A 26,864-nucleotide genomic window follows, 5' to 3' on the forward strand; every position below is an offset into this window, starting at 1 on the left:
ACAGTTCTCGCACGTGCGCTTCTCGACACCATATCGCCGTGCGGTGCATTGCATGAGCCGGCGGAATACAAGCGCGGAGACAAAGGAAATGATCAGGAGGCCATATGCATCCGGGTGGCGCTGTGCGATGCGAGGCGGCCGGCGGGTACGACGCGTCGGTACGGCCCTCGGCACGCTCGCGCTGGTCGGCTTGCCGCCCGGTGGCGCGCATGCGCAGCAGCAGGCGGACGGCGCCGTGCCACCGGCCGCGGTCATCGTGCCGCAAACGTCGGCCGTCATGTTGCCTGCGATCGTCGTCGTCGGTACGACGCCGCTGCTCGGAATCGGCACGCCGCTGTCGGAGGTGCCGGGGAACGTACAGACGGTGCGTGGCGCGGAACTCGACCGACAGCATCGTGCGACGCTGACCGACTTCTTCGCCGCGAACCTGCAGAGCGTGACGATCTCGGAGGCGCAGGGCAACCCGTACCAGACGGACGTCAACTATCGTGGTTTCACGGCGTCGCCGCTGCTGGGCACGCCGCAGGGGATGTCGGTGTTCGTCGACGGCGTGCGCGTGAACGAGCCGTTCGGCGACGTCGTGAACTGGGACATCCTGCCCGAGCAGGCGATCGATCGGGTGCAACTGATTCCCGGATCCAATCCTGTCTACGGGCGCAATACGCTCGGCGGCGCACTCGCGATCACGACGAAGAACGGCAAGTCGAGCCCGGGCGGAGAAGCGGAGGTGTCGGGCGGCTCGTGGGGACGCAAGACCGTCGGCATCGAGCAGGGCGGGACGATCGGCTCGAACCTCGACTACTATGCAACCGCTAACGTCGCGAACGACGGCGGCTGGGCGGACCATAACGCGAGCCGCGTGCGGCAGGCGTTCGGCAAGCTGCGCTACGTCGATGCGGACACGACGCTGTCGATCGCCGGCGGCGGCGCGGACAACACGCTATACGGCACCCAGACGATTCCGCGATCATTCCTTGGTAATCCGAAGCAGGCGTACACGTATCCGGATCTGAACCGCAACAGCGCCGGGTACCTGACGCTGTCGGGCGACCGGTTTTTCGGTGAAAACGTCGAGCTGAGCGGCAACGCGTACTACCGGCACCTGAGAAACGCCAATACGAGCAGCAACAACAATACGGACTATGGATCCGCAGGCGAAGATGGTGTAGTCGACACGGTACAGGGCAGCAATGCGCAATCGACGATCGTCACCGACAGTTATGGCGGCAGCGTGCAGCTCACGCTGCTCGGCAAGCTCGGCGGGATGGCCAACCGTCTGATCGCGGGCGGCGCGGTCGATATCGCGAACTCGAGCTACGTCGCGTCGTCGCAGGACGCGTACTTCACCGACACCCGCGCGGCGGTCGGCGTCGGCGATTTCGTCCAGCAGACCCGCGCGAAAACGCGCAACGCGAACCTCGGCGTATACCTGAGCGACGCATTGTCGCTGACGCCGCACTGGACGCTGACGCTGTCGGGCCGCTATGACTGGTCGAAAGCGCAGATTGGTGACGAGAGCGGTGTGCAGCCGCTGCTCGACGGCAACCATACGTTCTCGCGCTTCAACCCTGCGGTCGGGCTCAACTGGAACCCGGTCGCGGGCTTCACCGCGTATGCGGCGTACAACGAAGGGATGCGCTCTCCGACCGCGATCGAGCTGGCCTGCGCGGACCCATCCGCACCGTGTTCGCTGCCGAACGACTTCGTCGCTGATCCGGCACTCAGGCCGGTGATCTCGAAGACGTTCGAAGCCGGCTTGCGCGGCCGCGTCGGCGCGGCGACGACCTGGAGCGCCGCGGCCTACCGCACGACACTGACCGACGACATCCAGTTCATCAGCAGTCCGGCAAGCGCGCAGGGCTATTTCCGCAATGTCGGCGATACGCGGCGGCAGGGTCTCGAACTTGCGGGTCGCACGCGGCTTGGCCCGCTCGCTGTCGGCTTGTCGTACAGCTATGTCGATGCGACCTACCGTTCGTCGTGGACCGAACACAGCCCGGCGAATTCGGCGGCCGACGCGGACGGCAACGTGAAGGTCAAGCCGGGCGACCGCATTCCGGGCATTCCCGCGCACACGGTGAAGCTGAGGCTCGACTACGCAGCGACGCACGCATGGGATATCGGCGCGAACGTCACGTGGCGCAGCGGCGTGTACGCGCGCGGCGACGAGAACAACCAGGACGTGAACGGCAGGATCGCGGGCTACGTGCTCGTCGATCTCGACATGCGCTACCGGATCACGAAACGGTTCGAGGTGTTCGCGAGCGTGACGAATCTGTTCGATAAACGCTACGCGAGCTTCGGCGCGCTCGGCCAGAACTTCTTCAACGGACCGAACCACACGTTCGACGGCACCAGTCCGGTAAGCGAACAGTTCGTCGGGCCGGGTGCACCGCGCGGTGCGTGGGTCGGTGTGCGCTATGCATGGGATTGAGCGTGACGCGGTCGCGCCTGTTGTCGCGTCATGACGTGAGCAGGCGCTGGGTTGCGCCCGGCATGAGCCGTCACGGACAGGGGACAGTAGCGAACATCGCAGTCACGGCGCGTGCGACGCTGCGTGCCAACGCCGGGTCGCCTGCCAGATGTCCGGCATGCACGCGTTCGATCTCGACCTCGGGTACGGCACGCGCGAGGCGGGCGGCGTTGCCGGCCGGGCAAACGGGATCGTGTATCCCGTGCACGGCGAACAGCGGCACACCGGCCTGTGCCGCCCGGCGCGCGAGCGCGAACACGCTGCGCTCGCCGAGCCAGCAACCGTGCTGCAGGTAATGCGCCTGGATCCGGTATTTGTCGATCAGTCTGCCGACCGTCTTCTCCGAGCGGATCGCCCGCGCGGGCGAGCGGCGTGTCTGCGCCGATGCGAGGACGGCGTCTTCGTACGCGTGCCACGCGAGCGCCACTGCGCGCTGCCGTGCTGCGCTCGCGCCGCGGCGCAGCCGCCGCGCGCAGCACGACAGCAGTCGCTCCGGCTGGCCGCCGCCGGCTGCTGCATGCAGGCGCCGCCATTCGCGCGGCGCGCGCGTGCGCGACGTGATGAACAGCCGGCGGACTTCGCGCGGCGACGTCAGGAACAGGCCGCGCAGTACGACGCCGGTCACCCGCGCGGAATGCGTGCCCGCATAGGCGAGAGCGAGCGCGGCGCCCCACGATCCACCGACGACGCCCCAGCGCGCAACGCCGAGTTGATGGCGCACTGCCTCCAGATCGCCGATCAGCCGCGCGGTGCTGTTGTGACGCGTACCGCCGCGCGGTGCAGATGCCCCCGCGCCGCGCTGATCGACCAGCACGACGCGCACGCGCGTCAGGTCGAACAGCCGCAGGATGCCGGCCTGGCTGCCGCTGCCGGGCCCGCCGTGCAGCACGACGACCGGGTGGCCGTGCGCGGCGCCGGCCACGGCGAACGCGATCGATTGCCCATCGCGCCGCAGGCGGTGGGCAGCGGGCGCGGCCGGCGACGCCGGCGGGTCGGGCAAGGTCCGCATCGCGGGCGGCGGCGTGGATCGAATCGGGCGGTGTGTCATGTCGATGGGGCTCGCTGGGATCGGGGTAACCGTCACGCGGCCGTGCGGGTGCCCGGGCGGTCGCAGGGGGTGATCTGCGACAAAGCCAGAAACGGGCCAGCCGCGATGATCGGGATTCACACGGGTAGTCACGCGTCCGGAAATCGCGGTATCACGAAGCCGGCCCGTCGCGTGACCCGGCCCGCACGGTCGCGCCCGAATCGCGTATTACGTCCTGCTTTCAATTCGGGCGTGACGCCGGCGTGGCCCGATGCTTGCTTGCAATGACGGCAAAGAGTCCGGCAAATGACCGGAAGGATCCCCCGGAGGAGACAATGCGCGATGACATGGAGCAGGCGGCCGGATCACGGGCCGCGCATCCCGCCGGCTGGCCTGCGCCGTCGATCCAGAAGGCCCACGAGCGATCGGAGACCTTTGGCCTGCAGGTATCGGCACAGCCCGACTACGACGTGCTGCCGAGCTCGGCGCTGGTGCTCAAGCGCGAGCAGAGCCGGGTACTGTGCGTGCATGCGATGCCGGTGATGGAAACGCTGCACGAGCAGATCGTCAACACGGCGAGCATGATCGTGTTGACCGACGCGGAAGGGCTGATCCTGCATTCGATCGGCGACGATGATTTTCTGCGCCGCGCGGAGAAGGTGGCGCTGCGCCCGGGCGCAAACTGGGCCGAGAACCGGCAGGGCACCAATGCGATCGGTACGGCACTTGCCGAACTGTGCCCGATGGTCGTCCATGGCGACCAGCACTTCCTGGCCGCGAACCGTTTCCTGACCTGTTCGAGCGTGCCGATCCTCGATCCGTACGGCGACGCGATCGGCGTGCTCGACGTGACCGGCGACCACCGCAGCTATCACCAGCACACGATGGCGCTCGCGAAGATGTCGGTGCAGATGATCGAGAATCACCTGTTTACGACGACCTTTCAGGAGACGCTGCAGGTATCGTTCCATGGTCGCCCGGAGTTCCTCGGCACGCTGATGGAGGGGATCGTCGCGTTTACCGCCGACGGTCGCTTCCTGTCGGCCAATCGCAGCGCGCAGTTCCAGCTCGGGATGCCGCTCGCCGCGCTGCGTGCCCACACGCTGTCGTCGCTGTTCGACATTACGAGCGCGCAGCTGATCGACCGCATGCGCGCGAGCACCGACCGGCACCTGACGCTGAATCTCGGCAACGGCGCGGTGGTTTGCGCGCGCGTGCACTTCCGGCGAGCGACGCTCGCCGAAGGCAGCAGGCCAACGGACGTCCACGATGCGCTCGGGCCAACCGCGCGCGCGAATGCGGTGCCTGCGCCGGCGGCGGGCACGTCGGCCGGCCTGTCGCGGCTCAACTATCTCGACACCGGCGATTCGCAGGTCGCATGCGTGATCGCGAAGGTGCGCAAGGTGATCGGCAAGGACATTCCGATCCTGATCACCGGCGAGACCGGCACCGGCAAGGAACTGCTCGCACAGGCGATCCACAACGACTCGCCGCGGCGAGACGCGCCGTTTGTCGCGGTCAACTGCGCGTCGATCCCGGAGGCGCTGATCGAGTCCGAGCTGTTCGGCTACGAGGAAGGCGCATTCACCGGCGCACGTCGCAAGGGGGCGATCGGCAAGCTGCTGCAGGCGAACGGCGGCACGTTGTTCCTCGACGAGATCGGCGACATGCCGTATCCGCTGCAGGTGCGGCTGCTGCGCGTGCTGCAGGAGCGCCTCGTCAACCCGCTCGGTTCGACGAAGACGATCGCCGTGGACATCGCGATCATCTGCGCGACGCATCGCGATTTGCGCGACATGATTGCGCAGAACCGCTTTCGCGAGGATCTCTACTACCGGCTGAATGGCCTCGTGGTGCGCCTGCCGCCGTTGCGCGACCGCACGGATATCGCGGTGGTCGTGCAAAAGATGCTGCAACGGGAGGCGTTCGCGGGGCCGGACCGACCGCCGCTGTCCGTCGCGCCTGACGTGATGGCGCTGTTCGTGCGCTGCATGTGGCCCGGCAACTTTCGCCAGCTCGGCAACCTGTTGCGCACGGCGGCGGCAATGGTCGACGACGATGGTGAAATCCGGCGCGAGCACCTGCCGGACGACTTCTTCGACGACCTGCGCCGCGGCGACGCGCAGGCCGCCCAGGTTGCGCAGGCCGTGCACGATCCGTCTGCCGGATCGTCCGTCGTGGACGCGTTCCCGCCGGCCGACGCGCGCCTGCAGGACGTTGCCGCGTCTGCGATCGCCGCCGCGCTCGCCCGTCATGGCGGAAACGTGTCCGCCGCGGCGCGCGCGCTCGGCGTCTCGCGCAACACGATCTACCGGAAGATGCCGGCCGCCGACGCGGAGCGCCACCCGTCGGACGAAAGCTGACGCGCAGGACGCGGGATCGCGGCCGGCGCGCAGCGCGCCCTGTCACAGCCGGTGTGCCAAGTTGCAACACCGGTGTTCAACGATTCAACACCTGTTGCTCCCCCCGCGCATCCTGGCGCCGGGGCGGCGGGCCCTATCCGTATGAATCGTGTCGGCTATTCGTAAGAATCTCATCCCGATGCCCGAATGACGGCCGGTTGCCGCCGCCGGGCGGCCAACGTCCGGTTTCGGCACGCTCCTTGCTGAAGAGGAACCGACCGCCCGATTTCCGCGGTTGTTCGACTCACCAGGCAACTCATCAACTCAATCAGGAGACACATCATGCAGTGGACGACACCGACTTACACCGACCTGCGCTTCGGCTTCGAAATCACGATGTACATCGCCAACCGCTGATCGCCGCGCGTGCCGCCCGTTTCGCCGTGTCGGCGCGGGCGGCCTCGGGAACTGACGCCCATGAAGATCAAGATACTCGGCTCGGGAGCCGGCGGCGGCCTGCCGCAATGGAACTGCAATTGCGCGAACTGTCGCCGTGCGCGCAGCGGAAGCGGCCACGTGCTGCCGCGCACACAGTCGTCGATCGCGGTCAGCGACGACGGCATCGACTGGATCCTCGTCAATGCGTCACCCGACATTCTTTCGCAGTTGCGCGCGGATCCGGACCTGCAACCGGCGCGCGCGATCCGCGACAGCGGCATCGCTGCCGTCGTGCTGTGCGATGCGCAGATCGATCACGTGACGGGCCTGCTGATGCTGCGCGAGCGATCGACGCCGTTGCCGCTTTACGCGAGCGCACCCGTGCTCGACGACTTGTCGACCGGCTTGCCGCTCGTGCCGCTGCTGGGTCATTACTGCGGCGTCGCCGCTCACACGATCACGCTCGGCGAGCCGTTCGAGGTGCCGGCGGCGCGCGGGATCCGTTTCACCGCGATTTCCGTCGACAGCAAGGCGCCGCCTTATTCGCCGCGGCGCGCGTCGGCCGCACCCGGGGACAACGTCGCGCTGTCGATCGAAGATGTCGCGAGCGGCCGCCGCGCGTTCTATGCGCCAGGGCTCGCGGCAGTCACCGACGACGTACGTGCGGCCATGGACGGCGCCGATCTCGTGCTGGTGGACGGCACGTTCTGGACCGGGACTGAAATGATCGATCTCGGCCTGTCGGGCAAGCACGCGGCCGATATGGGGCATCTCGCGCAGTGCGCGGAACACGGGCGGCCCGGCATGATCGACTGGCTCGACACGCTGCCCGCACGTACGCGCAAGGTGCTCACGCACATCAACAACACGAACCCGATTCTCGATCCGCATTCCGTCGAGCACGCGCTCCTGCGTGCGCACGGCATCGACGTCGCACACGACGGAATGCAATTCCAGGTCTGACGATGAACGCACCGATTCCCGCTACGGCGTTGCACACAACACCCTGGATCGCGACCGAATTCGAGGCGCGCCTGCGTGCGCTCGAATCGCGCTATCACATCCATCATCCGTTCAACCGACGGCTCAACAGTGGCGCCTGTTCGCCCGCGCAGATCCGCGGCTGGGTGGCAAACCGCTTCTACTACCAGATCAACATTCCGCTCAAGGATGCGGCGATCCTGTCGAACTGCCCCGACCGTGACACGCGCCGCCGCTGGATTCAGCGGCTGGTCGATCACGACGGGCAGGGCGACAACGAAGGCGGCATCGAGGCGTGGGTACGGCTCGGCGAGGCATGCGGTCTCGCGCGCGCCGAACTGTGGTCGCTCGAACACGTGTTGCCCGGCGTGCGTTTCGCGGTGGACGCCTACGTGAACTTCGCGCGGCGCGCGCCATGGCAGGAAGCCGTGTGCTCGTCGCTGACCGAGATGTTCGCGCCGCAAATCCATCTCGACCGCCTCGCGGGCTGGCCGTCGCATTACCCGTGGATAGAGCCGGCCGGGCTGCATTACTTCCGCAGCCGCGTCCCGCTCGCGCAGCGCGACGTCGAGCATGGTCTCGCCGTGACGCTGCAGCATTTCACGACACCGGAAGCGCAGCAGCGCGCGCTCGGCATTCTGCAATTCAAGCTCGACATTCTGTGGTCGATGCTCGACGCCGTCGAAAAGGCCTACCCCCTATGAACGCGATCGAAGCCGCTAGCGGCGTACCGCTGCGCCCCTGTCTCAGTGGCATGTACCGCCTGCAATGGGAGGCGGCCCAGGATGCGTACGTGCTCCTCTATCCGGAGGGAATGGTCAAGCTCAACCCGAGTGCGGGCGAGATTCTCGCGCGCTGCGACGGCACGCGCGAACTGGACGACATCATTGGCGAACTCGAGCACCTGTTCAGCCAATCGGACCTCGCGACCGACGTCTACCGTTTCCTCGATCATGCGCGACTGCGCGGCTGGCTCGACTGATATGGTTCCCGACACGTCCCGTCCGTCCGCGCCGCTGTGGCTGCTCGCGGAACTCACGTACCGTTGCCCGCTGCACTGCGCGTTCTGCTACAACCCCGTCGACTTCGCGGCGCACGGCGCGGAACTCGATACCGATGCGTGGCGCGCGGTCATCAACGATGCGCGCGCGCTCGGCGCCGCGCAGATCGGCTTCTCGGGCGGCGAACCGCTGCAACGCGGCGACCTCGAGACGCTCGTCGCGCATGCGCGCGGGCTGGGCTTCTATACGAACCTGATCACGTCGGGCATCGGGCTGAACATTGCGCGCATCGAGCGGCTCAAGGCGGCCGGGCTCGATCACATCCAGCTGTCGCTGCAGGATTCGACGCGCGAGCTGAACGATTTCCTGAGCAGCACCCGCACGTTCGAGCTGAAGCGCAGCGTTGCGCGGCTGATCAAGGCGCACGGCTACCCGATGGTGCTCAACTGCGTGCTGCATCGCTACAACCTGCCGCACGTGGGACAGATCATCGAGATGGCGCTCGACCTGGGTGCCGATTACCTGGAGCTCGCGAACACGCAGTACTACGGCTGGGCGATGCTGAACCGAGACCAGTTGATGCCGACCGTCGAGCAGGTGCGCGAGGCCGAGGAAACGGTCAATCGCTATCGCAAGCTGGTGGGCGAGCGCTGCAAGATCCTGTTCGTCGTGCCCGACTATTTCGAGCGGCGCCCGAAGGCATGCATGAATGGCTGGGGCTCGGTGTTCCTGGGCGTTGCGCCGGACGGCACAGCGCTGCCGTGTCATGCCGCGCGGTCGCTGCCCGGACTCACGCTGCCGAACGTGCGCGACCGGTCGCTGCGGGAAATCTGGTACGACAGCGACGCATTCAACGCGTTTCGCGGCGACGACTGGATGCGCGAGCCGTGTCGCACATGCGACGAGCGGCATGCGGATCACGGCGGTTGCCGGTGCCAGGCCTATCTGCTGGCCGGCGATCCGAAGGCGGCTGATCCGGTGTGCGAGAAGTCCCCGCACCACGGCCAGGTCGAGCAGACCGTGCAATTCGCGCGACGTCGCGAGCCGCGCGACGAACAGCCGATGGTGTTTCGCAGCCGGGAGAATTCGCTTGCGCGATGCGGGACAGCGAGCGACTGATGACGGAGTGCGGTGAAGACGACGACGGGAAGGCGCGGGGCAGGGCAAAGCGATGAAGATCGTGGCATTCGATACGCAGTCCTCTTCATGGCGGCGACGTGTCGCGTCCGGGCGGCGGTGATAGAACACCGGATAGAGGGCGTGTTGAGCACGGCTGCCTTCGATGCGCGAGGGACGGGCGGGACCTGCCGTTACGTCCGCGGTCGTCCCGGTTGCCGCGGCATGCGCGTGGCATCGGCCGTGGCTGTCATGAGTGTGCTGCCTGCGGGCGTATTCGTACCGTTCGCATGCGAACCGGTCGCACCGGTTCGAGCCCGGCAGCGCGCACATGATGCACTTGCGTCGCTGCGGCCGGTGCCGTTCGCGACGGCGGTCGAGCGGCGCGAGGTGGTGCATCACGATGCGGCGTCCGGCGCCACGCAGACACACGCGGCGGCGTGAGCCGGGGCGCGCATCCGGTGTCCGGTGCCGAACGGCAGGTGCGTCTTGCCGCGGCGGCGCGCGCCGCGTCCCGACCGGAAGTGCGCCGGTCGGCCGATCGCGCGGCCTGTTACGACAGCGTTGCGAAGTTGCTGTCGGCGGCACGGGCAGCCGGCCTTGCGAAGGTCGGTTTCGTCACCGATCACGCACTCGGCCGCTAGCGCGCGGCGCTCCGCTGCTGCGGCCGCACGACGCGACCTGACGGCGCCGCCCGGCCGCGACGTTACCCATCATCCGCCTTCGCCTGCAGCCCCTTCAACCCCTGGATGACAACCAGCAGCGCGCGCCCGTGCTCGTCCGACCCATATCGCGGGCGTAGCGACCAGCGGCCGCTGGCGGTCGGGTTGGAGCAATAGGCGCTGTATCTGTATCCGTAGCGCGCATTCGCGGTCAGCGTGCCGCGATCTGCGCGTTTTCGCGGCGAAGACCCGTGCGAGTGAGCATCAGCAAGTTGATGACGACGACGGCGATCGTTGCGACGATCATCCAGTTCACCCCGCCGTGGGTCACCAATACGCCCGCTACGTACGGAAACCCGAACAGGCCCGTGAAGTAGGCGATCGTGAAGACTTGCGAGCTTGCTGATGCGGACAATCCCTTTTCGCTGGCGAGATTGACCGCCATGCCGTTCAAGGTGGAGTAGCTGAGTCCGTAGCCGATCGCGAAGATGAACGAGCCGATCACGTACAGGACTTCGCTGCCCGGATTGGACACAAAAATGACCAGCGCCACGAGCGTCATCGCGAACAGCGTGAAGGCGAGCTTTCGGACCGGCAATCGGCTGATCGTCTGCGCCAGCGTGAATCGGCAGAAGACGGTCGTCAACGTGAATGTCACGAAAAAGAGATCGGGCGACAGGTGTCGCGACTCCGCATAGATCGCCTGAAAATTCGACAACGCGGAAAAGACACATGCGGCGAGTCCGATCATGATGATCGGCAGCCGGGTGGCATGGCGCAGTATCTCGGCAACCCGCGCGGCGGTCAGGCCGGTTGCATCTGCGGGCGGGTGGGGTAGGCGTTCCGCCCGCTTTCGGACAATCGAAAATGCGATGGCGGCAATCACGCAGAGACACGCCAGGCCTGCGTAGACGATGGCGTAAGAACCGGAGCGGCTGGCGACGAAATGGCCGATCGGTGATGCGAGACCCAGCCCGATCATTTGACCGCCGGACAGCAAGGTCAGGTATTTGATCCGCGCGGAGGGCCTGAGGTGATGAATGATTTGAAGTGGCGCGAGTATGTAAAAAGCCGACCATCCCATTCCCAGAAGCAGGCCGCCGATGAATGCGATCCTCAAATCGTGCGCTGCCAGGCTGAACGCGAGCATGGAAAGGGCCATGACGGCAGCGGCGGCCACGATGGTCGACATCAGGCCGATTCGTTGTGCTACCCATCCGGCGACAAGAGAACTGACGATCATGGTCAGGATGCCGGTCGAGATCACGGCGCCGGCCATCGACGAATCCAGGCCGCTCTGACGCAAATGCTCGGAGAGGAGAAAGCTGGCGCCGTAGGCGGCGGCAAGCGCGACGCTCGCGATGAGGAATGGAACGAACGTGGCAGCGGCGAGCGACGACGGAAGCGGGTCAGCGGAGGTGTTCATGGCGTTGGCGTCCAGTTTTTATCGCCGCCGTGATGCCTCGAGCGGGCCGGATTTCTTTGATCGTCTTATACCCGCATATGGCATACAGAAGGCCCTTCCGGATTTTATGATCCCGAGCCTGACGGGCATTGTGTTTTAGGTGGAAGCGGGATGAAATGTACAGTGACGCCGATTTTCTTCTGCACAGTTCCGGCCGTCGCTGATGAGCTTGGGCTCATAAACTTGAAGTCGATTGAGATTACGTTGGATGGTTTCGAAACGCGATCAACTACCTGCTTGAATCATTCCGATGTTGCTACCGCTCATATTTCTACCCGCGATGCCGTGCGACGGCCGCCTGTATGCCGACCAGATCGACGCGCTGAAGGATCTTGCTTCGCCGACCGTGAAGATACTCGCGCATGCAACCTTTGCGGAGAGTGCCGAGCAGCTCCTGGCATCGACAAGCGGTGCGTTCATTCTTGCCGGCACGGCATATGGCGGATGTCTCGCGATGGAAGTGCTCGCGAGAGCGCCGGATCGCGTTCGCGGACTCTGGCTGATGAATTGTCAGCCTGGCGCTCATCCGGATCCGGACGCTGTTCGTGCCACCAGCCGGCGAATTCGCGCCGGAGAGCACGAGCGGGTGATTGCGGAGTTCGCCGAGCAGGCGATTCCGGCGCACGACGGCGGGTCACGGGCTGCGTTCGTGCAGATGGCCCGCGATGCCGGAGCGGAGCAGTTTGCGCGACAATCCGATGCCACGCTGACGCGCTCGGATCATTGGTCGACGCTGGCGTCGAGTCAGGTTCCTGCGTTGCTCATCTGGGGGGCTGCGGATCGCTTCGTGCCCGTCGACGTTGGCCAGCGCATCGCCAGCCTGATGCCGCATGCCCGATTCGAGGCGATCGACGGATGCGGTCATTTCCCGACTCTGGAGCGGCCTTCGCAATGCACGGCGATCGCGCGTGAGTGGTTGAGGGAGTCGGTGCTGGGGTGAATCGTGCGCGGGAACGGGTCACATGCGCAGATTGCGCGGGGCTGCATTCGGCCAGTTGCGGTCATCACGACGAGAACGATCTAGTCAGCCGTTGCTGATCCATGCAGTCCACTTATGAGGCATCTAATGGATAAGAAGGCAAGAAACATCCTGGTCAGAACCTATTGGAGCAGCAATGGATGGGTAGACAGAAAGAACAGGAACATCAGCGAAGCCGATTTTGCCTATGCAAAGGAACACGGCGTGATGTTTTCTCCCGTCACGCTGACGCACGACCAGAGTATTGCGGCAATCAAGGACATTCTGCCCAAGGTTGCGCAGGATGCCGTAGCCAGGGCATTTTTAAGCAGCCTCTCGACGCGGCGGCTGGAGTGGCGTTCGGCGCTGGCTTCTTTCGTGTGTGCGCAACGATTGTCGCCGCCGCATGGATACGTGCCGAAGGTGAGCGGACACGGGTACACGAACGGTGTCATCACACACACCTCTTATCGCTGCGGCGTCTGCGATGGATCCCTGGAGTATGAAGATGTGGATTTGAACGTACTGAATTTCGAGCGCATCAAATGGGGAGGTGTGCGTCTCGGCGACCGGATCTATACCTTGTTCGATTTGCAGCAATTCCTGCGCGAAGAAATTTCGGAGCCCACGCAGGCCGACATCGACATTCTCAAATCGATGCTGTCAGTAATCGCTCATAGTCAGCCAGACGACTACCCGAGTGCGCTGAGGGACAGCCTGGCGCCGGTCATCAAATCGTCGAAAAGCGAGCGCGACGTGTTGATGGAAATTCTGGCTTGCGTTGATATTCTGAGACCATCGTCTTTCGACAGGCCCTCGCGAGGAAGGCACGATTGGCATTTCGTGGAGCACTGGCGCGGCGAGGACAAATACAACGAAGCTGCCGTGAAGCAGTATTTCGGCAAGTATCTCGATTGACAAGAGGGCGCAACTTGCCTGGTTTGCAGGCCGAGATGGCAGCACCGATTCAGCCTGCCTCGATTGCTGATGCCGCACATCGAAGCCAACACAGGGTTCGGCCGAATGGCGGCTTTCAGGAATGCTGCGCGTCTCTTGCGGGGCGTCAAGCAACATCCATTGGAATCTCCGACGCGCCTTCTCTTCTTCTCTTCCGTTGCTTGCCGTAGCCGCGGGCGCCGCCCCACCCGCACGATCACCCATCATCCGCCTTCGCCTGCAACCCCTTCAACCCCTGGATCACGACCAGCAGCGCGCGCCCGTGCTCGTCCGACCCATCCCACGCGTCGACGATCGCGTCGCGCAGCAGGTCGTTGTACTGGCGGCGCGATGACCCGGTATCGACACCATAGAAACTGCATAGCTTATTGAATGGCGCGCTGCGGCGCAGCCGGTGCCCGTTCGACAGCCTCAGGCGCGAAACGGTCGGCTGGCTGACCCCGGAGAGTCGCGCTATTTCGCTGGACGAGCGTGTATCTGCCGTCAGGCGGCGCAACAGGTCTTGAACGGGAAAATCTTGGTCCGGGGCTTCCATGCGATGCATTATACCTATACAGTTACGGCTGTTGAATGGGCTTGCTGTCACCAGCGAGGCTGCATCCCGAGAAAGTTGATGACACTGAAACACCTCCCACCCACGTTCTGCTGGACCAAGATCGGTACCGAGTCCGGCGAGGAACTGCCGACCGTCGTGCTCCGCAAGGAATGGGAGCGCCGGCTCGGGGGCGGGCGTTTTCTGTGGGGCATCAACCAGCCGCTCGGCAGCAGCGCACAGGTCGCCGCGCATCGCACGGGCTCGCTGCTCGCGCTGTTTTCGCCGGTCGCGTCGCGCCCGCGCGCAGGCGAGCGGAAAGACATGCTGTTGTGGAATGCATGGGTCGATGCAAGCGGGCAGGTGCGGCCGTTGCCGCCGCATACGTTCATCGCCAGCCGCGCGACCTTGCCGTCGGGCCGGCGTCGCGAACAGCACTACGCGCTCGTGTGCGCATCATCCACCGCGCTGACGGTCGGCACGCAATTGCGCGTGTTTCCCGATCACCTGCGCAGCGTGAGCACCGGCCAGCCGCTCGGCGCCGCACAGGGTGCGGCCGTGGTCGATTGCGTCGGGCGCGCGAAGGAGCAGACGGGCAAGAGCTATCCGCTCGCGCTGTCGGTCGAGCTCGAAGCACCGTATTTCGTGCGGCTCGCGCAGCCGTGCGTGCTGAAGGCGCGCGATCTCGCGGAAGTGAACAAGGCCACGCGCGCAGGCGATTTCGATCGCTTCGTCGAGCTCGTCGCGCGCTTGCGCGGCCGTTCGCCGACCGACGCCGAGCGCGGCGTCACGCGTGATCTGTTCGACGTGCCGCCGATCGAAACGGCGGCTGCGTATGTTGCGCCCACGCATGCGGCGCGCTTGCGCAATCGGCCGGCAGCCGAGCATCCGCGCGATCTCACGGGCGACTTGTTCGACCTGTCGCCGGGCGAGGCGGCCGCGTTCGCGGGCCTGTCGCATCCGCGTATCGGGCGCGCGTGACGCATCGCGCGCCGCGGATCGCGCAAGAATTTGTTGCAATCTCGCCATAGCGGAGCGGCGAGCGCAGAGGGACAATCGGCACGAAGCGCGCTGCGCGGCGGCCGATGCGTCGACACTCGACGGGTCGTGGTTCACGCCGCCGACATGCGCACCACGCACACTGAGCGTCGGCGTGCTTCACACTGCAACCCTGAGGGAGGAGTGTCGATGTCGACCCACATCTGTTCGCAGGAAGCCCGGGCCGCGCAACGCTTCGTCGAAGCCACGCGCAACGTCGATCAGGCCTTTCGCGCCGTGCGCGGCGAAAGCGACGACGACGGTTCGTCAGCCGAATACGCACGCGCGATGTCGCGTCTCGATCGCGCACTCGACGAACTGGCGCTTGCACAGGAATTCTTCGATCGCGTCGTCAGCGCCGGCACAACAGCGCACGACAACTGATCCCGGCGCTACCCCGGGTTCGCGCGTCGGGCGACGCGCGTTCATCATCTTGCCGGGCATCGCGCCCGGCATGTCATTCAATCATTCCGTTCCGACTTCAGACCTTGCGGCCTTCGACCGGATAACCGGGATCGGTATAGCCGTGCGTCGATGCATGCCCGGGCGGCACGAGCGCATCGACGAACCGTTCGTCGTCCGGGCCGAGTTCGAGCGTCAGCGCATCGATGTAGCTGTCCCAGTGCGCTTCGGTGCGCGGCCCCGCGATCGTCGAGCTGACGATGCGGTTCTTCATGACCCACGCGAGCGCGAACGCAACCGATGTCGTGCCGCGAGCGGCCGCATGCGCGGCCACTTGCTGCGCGATGTGCAACGATTCGGGCCGCCATTCCGTTTGCTGGATGCGCCGGTCGCCGCGGCCCGCGCGCGAATCGGCGGGTGGCTGCGCATCCACCGCGTATTTGCCGGTCAGCACGCCGCGCGCGAGCGGGCTGTACGGCACGACGCCGATCCCGTAATGCGCGGCGGCCGGCAGCTGTTCGACTTCGGCCGTGCGATCGACGAGGTTGTACAGCGGTTCGCTCGCGACCGGGCGATCGATGCCGAGCTGGTCCGCGAGCCGCACGATCTCGGCGATGCGCCAGCCCTTGAAGTTCGACAGCCCGAAGTAGCGCACCTTGCCTTGCCGGATCAGGTCGGCGATCGTGCGCATGCCTTCGTCGAGCGGCGCATCGGTCAAGGTGCGATGGAAGTAGAGAATGTCGATGTAGTCGGTGCCGAGCCGCTTCAGGCTCGCGTCGACCGATTCGACGATCCATTTGCGCGACTGGCCCTGCCGGTTCGGGCCGGCGTCCGGCCCGGCCGGATAGCCGAATTTCGTCGCGACGACCCAGCTGTCGCGACGCGGCGCAATCGCGCGGCCGACGACTTCTTCCGAGCGGCCGGCGTGATAGACGTCGGCCGTGTCGATGAAGTTGACGCCCTGGTCGAACGCCTTGTCGATGATGCGCGTCGAGGTCGCTTCGTCGGTCTCGCCGCCGAACATCATGGCGCCGAGACACAGCGGCGACACCTTGAGCGCACTGCGCCCGAGATAGCGGTAATCCATGGAGGCTCCATGCGGGCGCATGCCCGCCGGTTGAGTGAGGGGACGCCGCGCTCGCTTATACGCCGGCTTCGTCGAACACGCGCTGCGCGATCGTCAGCGCCGAGCTGGCGGTCGGCCAGCCCGAGTAGAACGCGAGGTGCGTGATCGCTTCGATCAGCTCGTCGCGCGTGAGGCCGTTGTCGAGCGCTTTCTTCAGGTGGAACGGCAGTTCGTTGATGCGATACAGCGACACGAGGCTCGCGACCGTGACGAGGCTGCGATCGCGCGGCGACAGGCCGGGGCGCTGCCAGACGTCGCCGAACAGCACGTTGTCGGTGTAGTCGGCGAGGGCGGGGGCGATGGCGCCGAACGCTTTGCGTGCGGCGGAAGTCGGTTCGGACATCGAGGGCTCCGGGGAAGGTAGGGAACACCGACGATGGTAGCCACCGTGGCGTCTATCGATAAACCCCGGCAATGCGCATGCACTTATCGACCGGATTCATGAATCGCGACGCAAGAGCCGCGCGCCGTCGGCTCATGCCCGATAGCGCAGCGCGTCGACGATCACCGCGAGCGCGCGCGACGATTGCCGCCGGCTCGCGTAGTACAGGTGGTGACCGGGGAACGTCGGGCACCAGTCGTCGAGCACGCTGTCGAGGCGGCCGGCGGCGACATGCGGCGCCGCGAGTTCGGCGGGCACGTAGGCGAGCCCGTAGCCCGCGAGCGCCGCGTCGAGCGTTTCGTAGGTGCCGTTGAACGTGACCTGCCCGTCGACGCGCACCTGCAGCATGTCGTCGCCGCGCGCGAGCTCCCACGCGTACAGCGCGCCGTGCGTCGGCAGGCGCAGGTTGATGCAGTCGTGCGCGACCAGATCCTGTGGTGACACCGGGCGCGCGCGTTCCGCGAAATATGCGGGTGCGCCGACGATCGCCATTTTCATGTCGGCGGAGATACGCACGGCGATCATGTCCTTCGCCACCTGGTCGCCGAGCCGCACGCCGACGTCGAAGCGCTCCGCGACGATGTCGGACAGCCCGTAGTCGTTCACGAACTCGACCTTCAGGTCGCGATAGTCGCGCAGGATCGGCGCGAGCTTCGGCCACAGCAGCGTGCGGATCACGAAGTCGGTCGCGTTGATGCGCACCGTGCCCGCGGGCTGGTCGCGCAGTTCCGCGAGCGCCGTCAGTTCGGCCTCGATTTCGTCGAAGCGTGGCGCGAGGTTGCGCAGCAGGCGCTCGCCGGCTTCGGTCGGCGCGACGCTGCGTGTCGTGCGCGTCAGCAGCCGCACGCCTAGGCGCGTTTCGAGCGAGCGGATCGTATGGCTGAGCGCGGATTGCGAGACGCCGAGCTGCGCGGCCGCACGCGTGAAACTGCGCTCGCGCGCGACGGCGATGAAGGCGAGGAGGTCCGCAAAGTTGTCGCGCGGCATGGAAGGTGTCGGGTGGTCGATGCCAGCGCATCGTACCACCGGGTTCACCGGGCCGCGTTGCGACGCAGCGATGCGGCGCGCGTCAACCCGCGCGCGTCATGCCCGGCGCATGGGGCGCCGGATGGTACGCATAGCCGCCATGCTGGAACGACGTCGCGAAGAACCGCATCTGGTAGCGGATCGCATTCGCCCAGTAGTCCCACGTATGACCGCCTGGCCGCTCCGCGTAATCGTGCGGCACGCCGAGCGCGACAAGCCGTTCGTGCAGCGCGCGGTTCGAGCCGACGAACGCGTCGTCGCGGCCGCAATCGATCGTCAGGTCGAGATGCGCGCGCACGAACGCGCTGGCGACGATCACGTTGCGGTTCCAGAACGACGGATGGCGGCCGGGGTCGCCGAACACGTGGTCGATGCCGGGCTCGTCCTCGCAGCAGCGCGGATCGACCGCGCCGCTGATGCTGCCGACCGCGCCGAACGTGTCGGGCCGGTCGAGCGCGATGCGCAGCGCGCCGAAGCCGCCCATGCTGAGCCCGGTGATCGCGCGGGCGTGCTGTGTCGCGATCGTGCGGAAGTGCGAATCGACGTACGACACGACTTCGTCGCCGATGAAGGTCTCGTAGCGGCTGCCCGAGTCGAACGGGCTGTCGATGTACCAGCTCTCGTGCCCGCCGTCGGGCATCACGAGGATCACGTGGTAACGGTCGGCCAGCGCGGCGATGTGGGTGTTCGACGTCCAGTCGGTATGGTCGCCGCCGGAACCGTGCAGCAGATAGACGACCGGATAGCGGTCGCCGTCGCGGCTGCCGCGCGCATAAGCGTCGGGCAGTACGACGGTGGCCTTGAGCGTCTCGTTCATCGCGGCGCTGGGAATCGCGACGACCCGCGTGTGGAATGCGAGAGCAGGGCCTGAAATGGCGAGCAGCAGAAGCAGCCAGAAGGCGCGTGCCAGGTACATCGATCCTCGCATGTGTCGACCCCGTCCGGCGCCGGGCGCCGGAAAACCCTGTTCGGGCGACTCTAGCAACCGCGCCTTTCAACCATATTTCGGCGAATCCTACGGGTTGTCAGGCAGGCGCTGCATACACGATGCGCTCGACCGCCGTGCGAAACGCATCGGGCCGTTCGGCCGGGATCAGGTGCCCGCAGCCTTCGATCGTATCGAAGCCGGCGCAGCGCGCGAGCGCCCAGTCGGGCACGTGCCAGCCGGCGCGCGAGCGTTCGCCGGCGACCAGCCAGACCGGGTGACGCTCGAATACCTGGGCGAGCTGCTGCAGGTAGCCGGGTTCGCGGGTCGTCGCGACGACCGAGCGACCCATCGCGCGCAGCGTCGATGCGGGCTGATGCGCGAGCCAGCGGCGGGCGTCGTCGAGCAGGCCCGGCGACGGCGCGTCGATCGCGCCGCGCAGCCAGCCTTGCGGATCGGCACGCAGGCCGTCGAGCATCGCATCGGCTTCGGAGGGCGTCATGCGGCCGACCGATGCCGACCAGAACGCATCGTCGAGCGTGAAGTTGCCTTCGACGTTGACGATCCGCCGCACGCGTTCGGGATGCGCATGCGCGAACAGCATCGCGATTGCGCCGCCGACCGAGTGGCCGACGACATCAACCGGCTGCGCGCCGAAGTGCGTATCGACGGTATCGCGGACATGCTCGACCTGCGCGGCGAGCGTGATCGCATCGAACGGTACCGCGCGATGCGCGCCGTAGCCGAGCAGGTCGGGGGCGAGGTGCGGGCCGTTCCACCCGCGTACGTCGAGCGTGCCGATGAAACCGTGAATGAAGACGACGGGCGTGGGCGAGTTCATGCGGCGGGCGCGGAAGGAAGGGGTGGCAATTCGAGTTCGGCGAGCAGTTCGTCGAGTTCGAGCACGTGCGTGCGGTCGTGGTCGAGCAGCTCGCGCACGAGTTCCTCAAGCGACATGCGGCGGATGCCGTCGCGCAACCCGCAGCGTGCGAGTTGGGCGGGATCGAGCGCGGCCGCGGTTGCGCGCAGTGTGGCGCGCCCCGTGCGGAAGGCCGAGACGGCGGCGTCAAGCGGCTGGGCGAGATAGTCGCGTTGCGCGGCGAGCACGGTGCCGTCGACGGACGCGATCACCGGCAATTCGAGCGTGCGAACGGCGTCGATGCGTTCGGCAAACACCACGTCGAGATCGCGCAGGTGGCACGCATGCTCGACCAGCGAGAAGCCCGTGCCGTCGGGGCGGCGTGCCCACAGCGCGGCTGGCACGTGCGCCGCATACGCGGCGAGCCGATCGGGCAGGCGGGCCAGCGCGGCGACGACGTCGGCGAACGGCAGCAACTGCGGATACGCACTGAACACCGCGCCATAGCTGAACAGCGTGCCGCCGAGCCGCCCGCGTGCCTGCACGACGTCGTGGCCGTGACGACGCATGACTTCCGCGACCATCGCGCCGCAGAACTGACGGGCCGTCGTGTCGGTTTCGATTTCGGGGAATTTCAGTGCGATCTCGTGCTGGATCGCGCCGATCGCGGCGACGCCCACGCGCGACAGCGCGGCGAATTCGACGTAGTGCCCGGGTTGCACGATCAGTGCTTCGAGCTGGGTGCCGAGCGGCGTGGTGCGAAAGCGGTCGAAGCGGGAATGCATGACGGAAGGATCTCGGCGAGTAACGTGTCAAAACGTTACGTTACTTGCCAGGCAGTGTCAACGGGCGGAATCGGGCAATGCGTTGCGTCACTGCTTGCCGGCGTCCTTGGCCGCCTGTTCGATCAGCTTCGCGACTTCGGCGGGATGCGAGATGTAGGCGACGTGGCTCGACTTGAGTTCGATCGTCTTGCTGCCGGCGCGTTGCGTCATGAAGCGTTCGAGCTCGGGGTTGATCGCGCGGTCGGCGGTGGCGACCACGGCCCAGCTCGGCTTGGTGCGCCATGCGGCGTGCGTGATCGGCACGCCGAACGACTGCGCGGCCGGCGTGACTTGCGAGATCGCCATGAATTTCGCTTCGGCGGCCGGCACGTCGGCTGCGAAATCCGCGTGGAACGACGCCGGGTCGAAATACAGGTAGCCGTCCTGCGTGGCCTTGATCGCCTGGGTGGCGGGCGGCGTCTTCTTGGTCAGGTCGAGCGGGCTTTCGCCGGTGTCGGGCTGGAACGCGGCCACATAGACGAGGCCCGCGACCTTGTCGTCGTTACCGGCTTCGGTGATCACCGCGCCGCCGTAGCTGTGGCCGACGAGGATGCTTGGGCCGTCCTGCGCGTCGACGACACGCCGGGTTGCCTTCACGTCGTCGTCGAATGACGTTTCCGGCTGTTGAACGACGGAAACCTTGTAGCCGTCGCGCGTCAGGATGTTCGAAACCGCTTGCCAGCCCGAGCCGTCGGCGAAGTAGCCGTGAACCAGCACGACGTTCTTGACGGGGGCGGCGACGGCCGCATGCGAGCCGAAAGCGGCGGCGGACACGGCAAGTGCGGCAGCGATGCGGCGGAGTTGGGACGAGCGCGTCATTTTCATTCTCCAGAAGAAAGGCAGGTGAGGAACCGTCGGGTATCGACAGTCGTTTTGTTCCGTCGATGTAGACATCCTACTAGTAGGTAGTTTCAACTTCAAGGAGAAAGCACGGCTAGAAAACAGTATCTCGCGGCGGTAAACTATTCAAGTTTTCATCCGACTAGATGGTAGGCAAATATGACGATAACGGGGGACAGTACGGCGGGCCGCATTCTCGAAGCCGGGCGGCAACTGATCATGCGGCGCGGCTACAGCGGGTTCAGCTATGCGGACATCGCCGACGCGATCGACATCCGGAAGGCGAGCATTCATCACCATTTCCCGACCAAGGCGGATCTGGCGGTCGCCGTGCTGCAGCAATCGCAGGCGAATTTCGATGCCGATATGTCGCTGCTCGACGCGAGCGGCGCCGATGCGCTGGTGCAGATGCGCGCGTACATCGGCTACTGGGAACGCTGCATCGTGGACGACAGCGCGCCGTTCTGCGTGGCCGGCATGCTCGGCGCGGAGCTGCCGGCGCTGCCTGACGAAGTCGCGAAGGCAGTGAGGGCGCATTTCGACGACCTCGCCGCGTGGCTGGTGCGTGTGCTCGAGGCCGGGGTAAAGGACGGCGTCGTGCAGCCGGGCGTGTCGGTGCCGACCGAGGCCGCGACGTTCGTCTCGCTGGTCTACGGCGCGATGCTGGCCGCGCGGGCGTACGGCAATGCCGGGATGTTCAGGGATGTGACCGGCGGCGCGGTCGAGCGGCTCGCGGTGCCGCGCAAACGCGCGTGAGCCGCGCACGCGTCAGCGGGTAGGGGCGGCGCCCGGCGGTCATGCGAGACCGTCGGACGCCGCCCGGCTTATGCGTGCTTCCCGGACTCGGCTTGCGCGCTCTGCCGCGCCTTTTGCTCCTGCAACGCGTCCGTGAAGGCCGGGCTGAAGTCCTCGGCCTCGAACAGCGGGCGGATCTCGATGTCGGAGTCGCCGGGCATCGGGTTCGGGCAGCGCTTCACCCATTCAACCGCTTCTTCCATCGATTTCACCTGCCACAGCCAGAAGCCGGCGACGAGCTCCTTCGTCTCGGCGAACGGGCCGTCGATGACGGTGCGGTTCTTGCCGGCGAAGTGCACGCGCTTGCCGCGCATGCTCGGGTGCAGCCCGTCGGCGGCGAGCAGGATGCCGGCTTGCGCCAGTTCTTCGTTGAACCGGCCCATCGCGGCGATCATTTCGGGGTCGGGCATCCGACCGGATTCGGAATCGGTGGTGGCCTTGACGATTACCAGGACGCGCATGGTCGTTTCTCCTTCGGTGAATGGGTGAGGGGCTTGCCGGCCGTGCAACGCGGCCTGCTCGGGCTTGCAACGATACGACGGGCGGGCGGCGACGAAATCGACATCACGAAAAAAAATATCCGTGCCGTTGAATCGCGACGGATCGCCCGACGGCGGCGGCGACATCGCGACGTCGCGAACCATCAAGTGCGGGCCGGCGGGGCCCCATAAAGTTCGCTTCAAGGCGGACGGCCAGCAGACCGGGCCGCCGCTCCTTCGACGAACGACAGAAACAGGAACCCCGCCCATGCAACCGATCTCCGTTGTGAAGAAGCAAGACATCGTCACCGCCGACCGCTGGAAGCAGCAACGGCCGGAACGCGCGCTGACGCTGCCGTCGCGCTATTTCTATGACGACGCGGTATTCGCGGCCGAGCGCGATCGCATTTTCATGTCGGCCTGGCATGTGATCGGACACACCTCGGAGCTGAGCACCCCGGGGCAATTCGTGATGACCGACGTGTTCGACCAGAGCGTGATCGCCGCGTGCGGCCGCGACGGCCAGGTCCATGCGTTCCACAACGTGTGCCAGCATCGCGGCAATCGCCTTGTGGAAGCACGGCGCGGCGAGCAGAAGGGCCTGTTCCGCTGCGCGTACCACTCGTGGTGCTACGGCGCGGACGGCAGCCTGCGCGGCGCGCCGCGTACCGATCGCGTCGAAGACTTCGACCTCGCGGCTCACAACATCCCGAAGGTGCGCATCGAGGAACTCGGCGGCTTCTACTACTTCAATCTCGATCCCGATGCGCCGTCGATGCGCGACCTGTTCCCCGGCGCCGACACGGAGATGAAACGCGTGTTCCCGAAGCTGGACGCATACCGGCTGATCGAGGAGAAGGACGTGATCGTGCCGGCGAACTGGAAGGTCATCATGGACAACTCGATCGAGGGCTATCACTTCTCGCTGTCGGGCCCGCATCACGTCGAACTGGCCGGCCTGATCGATTTCGCCGGCTACCGGCTCACGCAGCACGACAAGTGGTGGACCTACATCGCGCCGGCCAACCGCGACGCGACTGCTGCCTACGGCGTACCGCTCGGCGACAAGAATCCCGACGAGTGCTTCTTCAACATCGGCATCTGGCCGCACAACACGTTCTATACGTTCCCGTACTCGGATTTCCTCGCCACGTTCCTGATCATCCCGCTGGAACCGGAGAAGACGCTGCTGCGCTTCGGCTACTACTCGACGCACGACGCGGTGCCTGCGGTGACCAAGGCGTGCATGGACTGGATGAACACCGATCTCGGCCCGGAAGACATCCGCCTGAACATCTCGGTGCAGAAGGGGCTGCATTCGGTGGGCTACAACCAGGGCCGCTACGTGATCGATGCGCAGCGCAGCAACGAAAGCGAGCATCTGGTGCACCACTTCCATACGCTCGTGCACGACGGCATCCACGGCGTGTAGCCGGCGGGGAGCGCCGCTCCCCACACCCCGTTCCGCTTCCGGCGCCCGGACGGCGACGCCGTTTCGCGCACTCGTGTTCCATGATCTCGATCAACTGCATGCAAGCGATGAAGAAACCACAGGGAATCGACGCCGTGCGTCGCGACTACGACTACGTGATCGTCGGCGCGGGATCGGCCGGCTGCGTGCTGGTCAACCGGCTCGGGCAGGATCCGGGCGTCAGGGTGCTGCTGCTCGAGGCCGGCCCGACGAATCGGCACTGGTCGATCGACATGCCGTCCGCGATGGGTATCGTGGTGGGCGGCAACCGCTTCAACTGGCAATATCAATCGGAACCCGAACCGTTCCTGAACCGGCGGCGCATCGCGACGCCGCGCGGGCGCGTGCTGGGCGGATCGTCGTCGATCAACGGGATGGTCTATATCCGCGGTCACGCCCGCGACTATGACGGCTGGTCGGCGCAGGGCTGCACCGGCTGGAGCTATCGCGAGGTGTTGCCGTATTTCATCCGCGCGGAGCGGCACGAGCTCGGCGCGGATCCCTATCACGGCGACAGCGGCCATCTGCACGTCACGGCGGGCCGGACCGACACGCCGCTCGCCAGCGCGTTCATCGCGTCCGGTGTCGATGCGGGCTATGCGCACACCGACGACGTGAACGGCTTTCGCCAGGAAGGCTTCGGTCGTGTCGATCGCACGACGTGGGGCGGGTCGCGCTGGAGTACCGCGCGCGGCTATCTCGCGGAGGCGCTCGTGCGCGGCAACGTCACGGTCGTGACCGGCGCGCTCGTGCTGCGCGTGCTGTTCGACGGCAAGCGCGCGACCGGCATCGAGTACGCGTGCAACGGCGAAACGCGGCAGGTTCGCGCGAGCGCCGAAGTGCTGCTCTGCGGTGGCGCGATCAATACGCCGCAGTTGCTGCTGCTGTCCGGCATCGGGCCGGCGAACGAGCTGGAAGGCCTCGGCGTGCGTGCGCGGCACGACCTGCCGGGCGTCGGGCGCCGGCTGTCCGATCATCCGGATACGGTGGTGCAGTATCTGTGCCGCAAACCCGTCTCGATCTACCCGTGGACGGTCGCCCCGCGCAAATGGTGGACCGGCGCGAAATGGTTCGCGAACCGCGCCGGGATCGCCGCGAGCAACCATTTCGAGGCGGGGGCGTTCATTCGCTCGCGCGCGGGCGTCGAGCATCCGGACCTGCAACTGACCTTCATGCCGCTCGCCGTGCAGCCGGGCAGCGTCGAGAGCGTGCGCGCGCACGCGTTCCAGGTGCACATCGACCTGATGCGCCCGACCAGCCTCGGCGCGGTGACGCTGGCGTCCGGCGACGCGCGCATCCCGCCGCGGATCCTGTTCAACTACCTGAAGACGGAGCGCGATCGGGCCGATATGCGCGCGGGCGTGCGGCTCGTCAGGGAGATCCTCGCGCAGCCGTCGTTCCGCGCGCTGTGCGGCGACGAACTGTCGCCGGGCGCGGGCAAGACCGACGATGCCGCGCTCGATGCGTGGGCGCGCGACATCACCGAAACGGGCTATCACGCGGCGGGCACCTGCAAGATGGGCCCGGCGGACGATCCGGAGGCGGTGGTCGGCCCCGACCTGCGCGTGCATGGCATCGAACGGTTGCGCGTGATCGACGCGTCGGTGATGCCGACGATCGTCAGCGGCAATACCAATGCGCCGACCGTGATGATCGGCGAGAAGGGCAGCGATCTCGTGCTGGGGCGCGCGCCGCTCCCGCCGTCGGCGGCGCCGGTCTGGGCACAGCCCGACTGGCGCACCTGCCAGCGGTGAACGCGATGGCACCGATCATCCCGTTCCCGCCCGGCGATCGCATCGCCGCAGTCGTGGTCGATGCGGTCATGCTGACGCCCGAGATCCGCGGCATCGTGCTGGCGGCAGCCGACGGTGCGGCGCTGCCCGCCGCCGAACCCGGCGCACATGTCGAAGTCCGCCTGCCGGACGGCACCGTGCGCCATTACTCGATCGTCGAACGCGCGGCCGACGGTTCGACCTACCGGATCGCGGTGCTGCGCGAGCCGCGCTCGCGCGGCGGGTCCGCGTATCTCGTCGAACGGCTCGCGCCGGGCGATACGCTCGACGTGAGCACGCCCCGGAATCACTTCGCGCTCGACGAGCACGCGAGCGAGTACGTGCTGATCGCCGGCGGGATCGGCATCACGCCGATTCTGCCGATGGCGCGGCGGCTCGATGCGCTCGGCAAGTCGTTCACGCTGCTGTACCTGGCGCGCTCGCGCGAGCGCATGGCGCTGCGCGACGCGATCGAACGCGGCCCGCTGCGGGAGAACACCCGCCTGCATTGCAGCGAACAGCACGGCGAAGCGGACCTGCGCACGCTGCTGGGCGTGCCGCGCGCCGGCGCACAGGTGTATGTCTGCGGGCCGGGCCGCCTGATCGACGGCGTGCTCGAAGCGGCGCGTGACTGGCCGGCCGGCGCGGTGCGCTTCGAGCGGTTCGGCGGCGCCGCGGTGCTGCGCGAGCCGGAAGCGGGCGCGCAGGCATTCGAAGTGGAGCTGGCCCGCACCGGCCGCCGTGTCGCGGTGCCGGCGGGCCGGTCGATCCTCGATGTGCTGCGCGACGAGCGGATCGCCATCGATTCGGTGTGTGGTGAAGGCGTGTGCGGCACCTGCGCGGTCACGTTGCTCGACGGCGAGGCGGAGCACCGCGACTGCCTGCAGACGGACGCCGAGCGGCGTGCGAACAACCTGATCTACATCTGTGTGTCACGCGCGAAATCCTCGCGTCTCGTTCTCGATCTTTAGTC

The 26,864-nt window shown here is 66.5% G+C and carries 28 protein-coding genes and 1 pseudogene; 17 read left to right on the forward strand and 12 right to left on the reverse strand.

What is annotated here, in order from left to right; genetic code table 11:
• Nucleotides 1-88 precede the first annotated feature (88 nt).
• Nucleotides 89-2,434, forward strand: coding sequence for a TonB-dependent receptor (locus ACN8ZM_RS18075; RefSeq protein ID WP_420211937.1), 2,346 nt, complete (start codon nucleotides 89-91; stop codon nucleotides 2,432-2,434).
• 70 nt (nucleotides 2,435-2,504) lie between these two features.
• Here the strand turns inward: ACN8ZM_RS18075 and ACN8ZM_RS18080 are convergent, their stop codons facing one another.
• Nucleotides 2,505-3,521, reverse strand: a complete 1,017-nt coding sequence (locus ACN8ZM_RS18080) for an alpha/beta fold hydrolase (protein WP_420211938.1) — start codon at nucleotides 3,519-3,521, stop codon at nucleotides 2,505-2,507.
• 314 nt (nucleotides 3,522-3,835) lie between these two features.
• Between ACN8ZM_RS18080 and ACN8ZM_RS18085 the strand changes: the two genes are divergently transcribed.
• The 8 genes from ACN8ZM_RS18085 to ACN8ZM_RS18120 all read left to right on the forward strand — a co-directional run bounded on the left by ACN8ZM_RS18085 (nucleotide 3,836) and on the right by ACN8ZM_RS18120 (nucleotide 10,022).
• Nucleotides 3,836-5,863: a sigma-54-dependent Fis family transcriptional regulator gene (locus tag ACN8ZM_RS18085; RefSeq protein ID WP_420211939.1), complete on the forward strand. Its 2,028-nt coding sequence runs from the start codon at nucleotides 3,836-3,838 to the stop codon at nucleotides 5,861-5,863.
• Nucleotides 5,864-6,184: 321 nt separating this feature from the next.
• On the forward strand, nucleotides 6,185-6,259 hold the full coding sequence (gene pqqA / locus ACN8ZM_RS18090; RefSeq protein WP_175021319.1) for a pyrroloquinoline quinone precursor peptide PqqA: 75 nt from the start codon (nucleotides 6,185-6,187) through the stop codon (nucleotides 6,257-6,259).
• Nucleotides 6,260-6,319: 60 nt separating this feature from the next.
• Complete coding sequence (pqqB, locus tag ACN8ZM_RS18095; RefSeq protein WP_420211940.1) at nucleotides 6,320-7,243, forward strand: pyrroloquinoline quinone biosynthesis protein PqqB; 924 nt, start codon at nucleotides 6,320-6,322, stop codon at nucleotides 7,241-7,243.
• A 2-nt stretch (nucleotides 7,244-7,245) separates the two neighbouring features.
• Nucleotides 7,246-7,965, forward strand: a complete 720-nt coding sequence (gene pqqC, locus ACN8ZM_RS18100) for a pyrroloquinoline-quinone synthase PqqC (protein ID WP_420211941.1) — start codon at nucleotides 7,246-7,248, stop codon at nucleotides 7,963-7,965.
• A complete protein-coding gene (pqqD, locus tag ACN8ZM_RS18105; RefSeq protein ID WP_420211942.1) occupies nucleotides 7,962-8,243 on the forward strand; it encodes a pyrroloquinoline quinone biosynthesis peptide chaperone PqqD in 282 nt (93 codons plus the stop codon). Before pqqC ends, pqqD begins: the two co-directional genes overlap by 4 nt.
• 1 nt (nucleotide 8,244) lies before the next feature.
• Nucleotides 8,245-9,381, forward strand: coding sequence for a pyrroloquinoline quinone biosynthesis protein PqqE (gene pqqE, locus ACN8ZM_RS18110; protein ID WP_420211943.1), 1,137 nt, complete (start codon nucleotides 8,245-8,247; stop codon nucleotides 9,379-9,381).
• A gap of 249 nt (nucleotides 9,382-9,630) precedes the next feature.
• Nucleotides 9,631-9,822, forward strand: a complete 192-nt coding sequence (locus ACN8ZM_RS18115; protein ID WP_420211944.1) for a hypothetical protein — start codon at nucleotides 9,631-9,633, stop codon at nucleotides 9,820-9,822.
• Nucleotides 9,819-10,022, forward strand: a complete 204-nt coding sequence (locus ACN8ZM_RS18120; RefSeq protein ID WP_420211945.1) for an ExbD/TolR family protein — start codon at nucleotides 9,819-9,821, stop codon at nucleotides 10,020-10,022. Before ACN8ZM_RS18115 ends, ACN8ZM_RS18120 begins: the two co-directional genes overlap by 4 nt.
• A 62-nt stretch (nucleotides 10,023-10,084) precedes the next feature.
• Here the strand turns inward: ACN8ZM_RS18120 and ACN8ZM_RS18125 are convergent.
• A pseudogene (locus ACN8ZM_RS18125) lies at nucleotides 10,085-10,165 on the reverse strand (XRE family transcriptional regulator); the annotation flags it as partial.
• An 86-nt stretch (nucleotides 10,166-10,251) separates the two neighbouring features.
• Nucleotides 10,252-11,466 (reverse strand): MFS transporter, encoded by a 1,215-nt coding sequence (locus tag ACN8ZM_RS18130; RefSeq protein WP_420211946.1) that lies wholly within the window; start codon nucleotides 11,464-11,466, stop codon nucleotides 10,252-10,254.
• 289 nt (nucleotides 11,467-11,755) lie between these two features.
• Between ACN8ZM_RS18130 and ACN8ZM_RS18135 the strand changes: the two genes are divergently transcribed.
• Together ACN8ZM_RS18135 and ACN8ZM_RS18140 are read left to right on the forward strand one after the other, a co-directional pair.
• Nucleotides 11,756-12,445, forward strand: coding sequence for an alpha/beta fold hydrolase (locus tag ACN8ZM_RS18135; RefSeq protein ID WP_420211947.1), 690 nt, complete (start codon nucleotides 11,756-11,758; stop codon nucleotides 12,443-12,445).
• A 126-nt stretch (nucleotides 12,446-12,571) separates the two neighbouring features.
• Complete coding sequence (locus ACN8ZM_RS18140; RefSeq protein WP_420211948.1) at nucleotides 12,572-13,381, forward strand: hypothetical protein; 810 nt, start codon at nucleotides 12,572-12,574, stop codon at nucleotides 13,379-13,381.
• A 235-nt stretch (nucleotides 13,382-13,616) separates the two neighbouring features.
• On the opposite strand, the gene ACN8ZM_RS18145 is transcribed toward ACN8ZM_RS18140, so the two are convergent.
• On the reverse strand, nucleotides 13,617-13,955 hold the full coding sequence (locus tag ACN8ZM_RS18145; protein ID WP_420211949.1) for an XRE family transcriptional regulator: 339 nt from the start codon (nucleotides 13,953-13,955) through the stop codon (nucleotides 13,617-13,619).
• Between the two features lie 78 nt (nucleotides 13,956-14,033).
• Here ACN8ZM_RS18145 and ACN8ZM_RS18150 point away from each other — a divergent pair, with 78 nt between their 5' ends.
• Both ACN8ZM_RS18150 and ACN8ZM_RS18155 read left to right on the forward strand, forming a co-directional pair.
• Nucleotides 14,034-14,933 carry a hypothetical protein gene (locus tag ACN8ZM_RS18150; protein WP_420211950.1) on the forward strand — a complete coding sequence of 300 codons (900 nt, stop codon included), beginning with the start codon at nucleotides 14,034-14,036 and terminating at the stop codon, nucleotides 14,931-14,933.
• A 207-nt stretch (nucleotides 14,934-15,140) separates the two neighbouring features.
• The gene (locus ACN8ZM_RS18155) at nucleotides 15,141-15,374 is read left to right on the forward strand and encodes a hypothetical protein (protein WP_420211951.1); all 234 of its coding nucleotides are present in this window, start codon (nucleotides 15,141-15,143) and stop codon (nucleotides 15,372-15,374) included.
• A 97-nt stretch (nucleotides 15,375-15,471) separates the two neighbouring features.
• Here ACN8ZM_RS18155 and ACN8ZM_RS18160 read toward each other — a convergent pair whose 3' ends face one another.
• From ACN8ZM_RS18160 to ACN8ZM_RS18190, 7 genes are all read right to left on the reverse strand, one after another.
• Nucleotides 15,472-16,479 carry an aldo/keto reductase gene (locus tag ACN8ZM_RS18160; protein ID WP_420211952.1) on the reverse strand — a complete coding sequence of 336 codons (1,008 nt, stop codon included), beginning with the start codon at nucleotides 16,477-16,479 and terminating at the stop codon, nucleotides 15,472-15,474.
• Nucleotides 16,480-16,534: 55 nt separating this feature from the next.
• Nucleotides 16,535-16,861, reverse strand: coding sequence for a carboxymuconolactone decarboxylase family protein (locus ACN8ZM_RS18165; RefSeq protein WP_420211953.1), 327 nt, complete (start codon nucleotides 16,859-16,861; stop codon nucleotides 16,535-16,537).
• 132 nt (nucleotides 16,862-16,993) lie between these two features.
• Complete coding sequence (locus tag ACN8ZM_RS18170; protein ID WP_043180545.1) at nucleotides 16,994-17,887, reverse strand: LysR family transcriptional regulator; 894 nt, start codon at nucleotides 17,885-17,887, stop codon at nucleotides 16,994-16,996.
• Nucleotides 17,888-17,969: 82 nt separating this feature from the next.
• Nucleotides 17,970-18,842 (reverse strand): alpha/beta hydrolase, encoded by an 873-nt coding sequence (locus ACN8ZM_RS18175; protein ID WP_420211954.1) that lies wholly within the window; start codon nucleotides 18,840-18,842, stop codon nucleotides 17,970-17,972.
• 109 nt (nucleotides 18,843-18,951) lie between these two features.
• Nucleotides 18,952-19,692, reverse strand: coding sequence for an alpha/beta fold hydrolase (locus ACN8ZM_RS18180; protein ID WP_420211955.1), 741 nt, complete (start codon nucleotides 19,690-19,692; stop codon nucleotides 18,952-18,954).
• Nucleotides 19,689-20,495: a DinB family protein gene (locus tag ACN8ZM_RS18185; protein ID WP_420211956.1), complete on the reverse strand. Its 807-nt coding sequence runs from the start codon at nucleotides 20,493-20,495 to the stop codon at nucleotides 19,689-19,691. Before ACN8ZM_RS18185 ends, ACN8ZM_RS18180 begins: the two co-directional genes overlap by 4 nt.
• 87 nt (nucleotides 20,496-20,582) lie before the next feature.
• Complete coding sequence (locus tag ACN8ZM_RS18190; RefSeq protein ID WP_420211957.1) at nucleotides 20,583-21,353, reverse strand: alpha/beta hydrolase; 771 nt, start codon at nucleotides 21,351-21,353, stop codon at nucleotides 20,583-20,585.
• A gap of 180 nt (nucleotides 21,354-21,533) precedes the next feature.
• Here ACN8ZM_RS18190 and ACN8ZM_RS18195 point away from each other — a divergent pair, with 180 nt between their 5' ends.
• Nucleotides 21,534-22,130 carry a TetR/AcrR family transcriptional regulator gene (locus ACN8ZM_RS18195; protein WP_420211958.1) on the forward strand — a complete coding sequence of 199 codons (597 nt, stop codon included), beginning with the start codon at nucleotides 21,534-21,536 and terminating at the stop codon, nucleotides 22,128-22,130.
• Nucleotides 22,131-22,198: 68 nt separating this feature from the next.
• Here ACN8ZM_RS18195 and ACN8ZM_RS18200 read toward each other — a convergent pair whose 3' ends face one another.
• Nucleotides 22,199-22,630, reverse strand: coding sequence for a YciI family protein (locus ACN8ZM_RS18200; protein WP_420212637.1), 432 nt, complete (start codon nucleotides 22,628-22,630; stop codon nucleotides 22,199-22,201).
• Nucleotides 22,631-22,916: 286 nt separating this feature from the next.
• Here ACN8ZM_RS18200 and ACN8ZM_RS18205 point away from each other — a divergent pair, with 286 nt between their 5' ends.
• The 3 genes from ACN8ZM_RS18205 (at nucleotide 22,917) to ACN8ZM_RS18215 (ending at nucleotide 26,862) form a co-directional block, all read left to right on the forward strand.
• Nucleotides 22,917-24,080: an aromatic ring-hydroxylating oxygenase subunit alpha gene (locus ACN8ZM_RS18205; RefSeq protein ID WP_420211959.1), complete on the forward strand. Its 1,164-nt coding sequence runs from the start codon at nucleotides 22,917-22,919 to the stop codon at nucleotides 24,078-24,080.
• Nucleotides 24,081-24,187: 107 nt separating this feature from the next.
• Entirely contained in the window at nucleotides 24,188-25,873 is a 1,686-nt protein-coding gene (locus ACN8ZM_RS18210; protein ID WP_420211960.1) for a choline dehydrogenase, read from the forward strand.
• Nucleotides 25,874-25,878: 5 nt separating this feature from the next.
• The gene (locus ACN8ZM_RS18215; protein ID WP_420211961.1) at nucleotides 25,879-26,862 is read left to right on the forward strand and encodes a PDR/VanB family oxidoreductase; all 984 of its coding nucleotides are present in this window, start codon (nucleotides 25,879-25,881) and stop codon (nucleotides 26,860-26,862) included.
• Nucleotides 26,863-26,864 lie beyond the last annotated feature (2 nt).

Source organism: Burkholderia aenigmatica (assembly GCF_048627025.1).
In the GTDB taxonomy this organism is placed as follows: Bacteria; Pseudomonadota; Gammaproteobacteria; order Burkholderiales; family Burkholderiaceae; genus Burkholderia; species Burkholderia aenigmatica.

Coding starts and splice junctions, on each gene's coding strand:
- ACN8ZM_RS18075 (WP_420211937.1), top strand. CDS start 89: ATGATCAGGAGGCCATATGCATCCGGGTGGCGCTGTGCGATGCGAGGC.
- ACN8ZM_RS18080 (WP_420211938.1), bottom strand. CDS start 3,521: ATGACACACCGCCCGATTCGATCCACGCCGCCGCCCGCGATGCGGACC.
- ACN8ZM_RS18085 (WP_420211939.1), top strand. CDS start 3,836: ATGCGCGATGACATGGAGCAGGCGGCCGGATCACGGGCCGCGCATCCC.
- pqqB (WP_420211940.1), top strand. CDS start 6,320: ATGAAGATCAAGATACTCGGCTCGGGAGCCGGCGGCGGCCTGCCGCAA.
- pqqC (WP_420211941.1), top strand. CDS start 7,246: ATGAACGCACCGATTCCCGCTACGGCGTTGCACACAACACCCTGGATC.
- pqqD (WP_420211942.1), top strand. CDS start 7,962: ATGAACGCGATCGAAGCCGCTAGCGGCGTACCGCTGCGCCCCTGTCTC.
- pqqE (WP_420211943.1), top strand. CDS start 8,245: ATGGTTCCCGACACGTCCCGTCCGTCCGCGCCGCTGTGGCTGCTCGCG.
- ACN8ZM_RS18115 (WP_420211944.1), top strand. CDS start 9,631: ATGAGTGTGCTGCCTGCGGGCGTATTCGTACCGTTCGCATGCGAACCG.
- ACN8ZM_RS18130 (WP_420211946.1), bottom strand. CDS start 11,466: ATGAACACCTCCGCTGACCCGCTTCCGTCGTCGCTCGCCGCTGCCACG.
- ACN8ZM_RS18135 (WP_420211947.1), top strand. CDS start 11,756: ATGTTGCTACCGCTCATATTTCTACCCGCGATGCCGTGCGACGGCCGC.
- ACN8ZM_RS18140 (WP_420211948.1), top strand. CDS start 12,572: ATGGATAAGAAGGCAAGAAACATCCTGGTCAGAACCTATTGGAGCAGC.
- ACN8ZM_RS18145 (WP_420211949.1), bottom strand. CDS start 13,955: ATGGAAGCCCCGGACCAAGATTTTCCCGTTCAAGACCTGTTGCGCCGC.
- ACN8ZM_RS18150 (WP_420211950.1), top strand. CDS start 14,034: ATGACACTGAAACACCTCCCACCCACGTTCTGCTGGACCAAGATCGGT.
- ACN8ZM_RS18155 (WP_420211951.1), top strand. CDS start 15,141: ATGTCGACCCACATCTGTTCGCAGGAAGCCCGGGCCGCGCAACGCTTC.
- ACN8ZM_RS18160 (WP_420211952.1), bottom strand. CDS start 16,479: ATGGATTACCGCTATCTCGGGCGCAGTGCGCTCAAGGTGTCGCCGCTG.
- ACN8ZM_RS18165 (WP_420211953.1), bottom strand. CDS start 16,861: ATGTCCGAACCGACTTCCGCCGCACGCAAAGCGTTCGGCGCCATCGCC.
- ACN8ZM_RS18170 (WP_043180545.1), bottom strand. CDS start 17,887: ATGCCGCGCGACAACTTTGCGGACCTCCTCGCCTTCATCGCCGTCGCG.
- ACN8ZM_RS18175 (WP_420211954.1), bottom strand. CDS start 18,842: ATGTACCTGGCACGCGCCTTCTGGCTGCTTCTGCTGCTCGCCATTTCA.
- ACN8ZM_RS18180 (WP_420211955.1), bottom strand. CDS start 19,692: ATGAACTCGCCCACGCCCGTCGTCTTCATTCACGGTTTCATCGGCACG.
- ACN8ZM_RS18185 (WP_420211956.1), bottom strand. CDS start 20,495: ATGCATTCCCGCTTCGACCGCTTTCGCACCACGCCGCTCGGCACCCAG.
- ACN8ZM_RS18190 (WP_420211957.1), bottom strand. CDS start 21,353: ATGACGCGCTCGTCCCAACTCCGCCGCATCGCTGCCGCACTTGCCGTG.
- ACN8ZM_RS18195 (WP_420211958.1), top strand. CDS start 21,534: ATGACGATAACGGGGGACAGTACGGCGGGCCGCATTCTCGAAGCCGGG.
- ACN8ZM_RS18200 (WP_420212637.1), bottom strand. CDS start 22,630: ATGCGCGTCCTGGTAATCGTCAAGGCCACCACCGATTCCGAATCCGGT.
- ACN8ZM_RS18205 (WP_420211959.1), top strand. CDS start 22,917: ATGCAACCGATCTCCGTTGTGAAGAAGCAAGACATCGTCACCGCCGAC.
- ACN8ZM_RS18210 (WP_420211960.1), top strand. CDS start 24,188: ATGAAGAAACCACAGGGAATCGACGCCGTGCGTCGCGACTACGACTAC.
- ACN8ZM_RS18215 (WP_420211961.1), top strand. CDS start 25,879: ATGGCACCGATCATCCCGTTCCCGCCCGGCGATCGCATCGCCGCAGTC.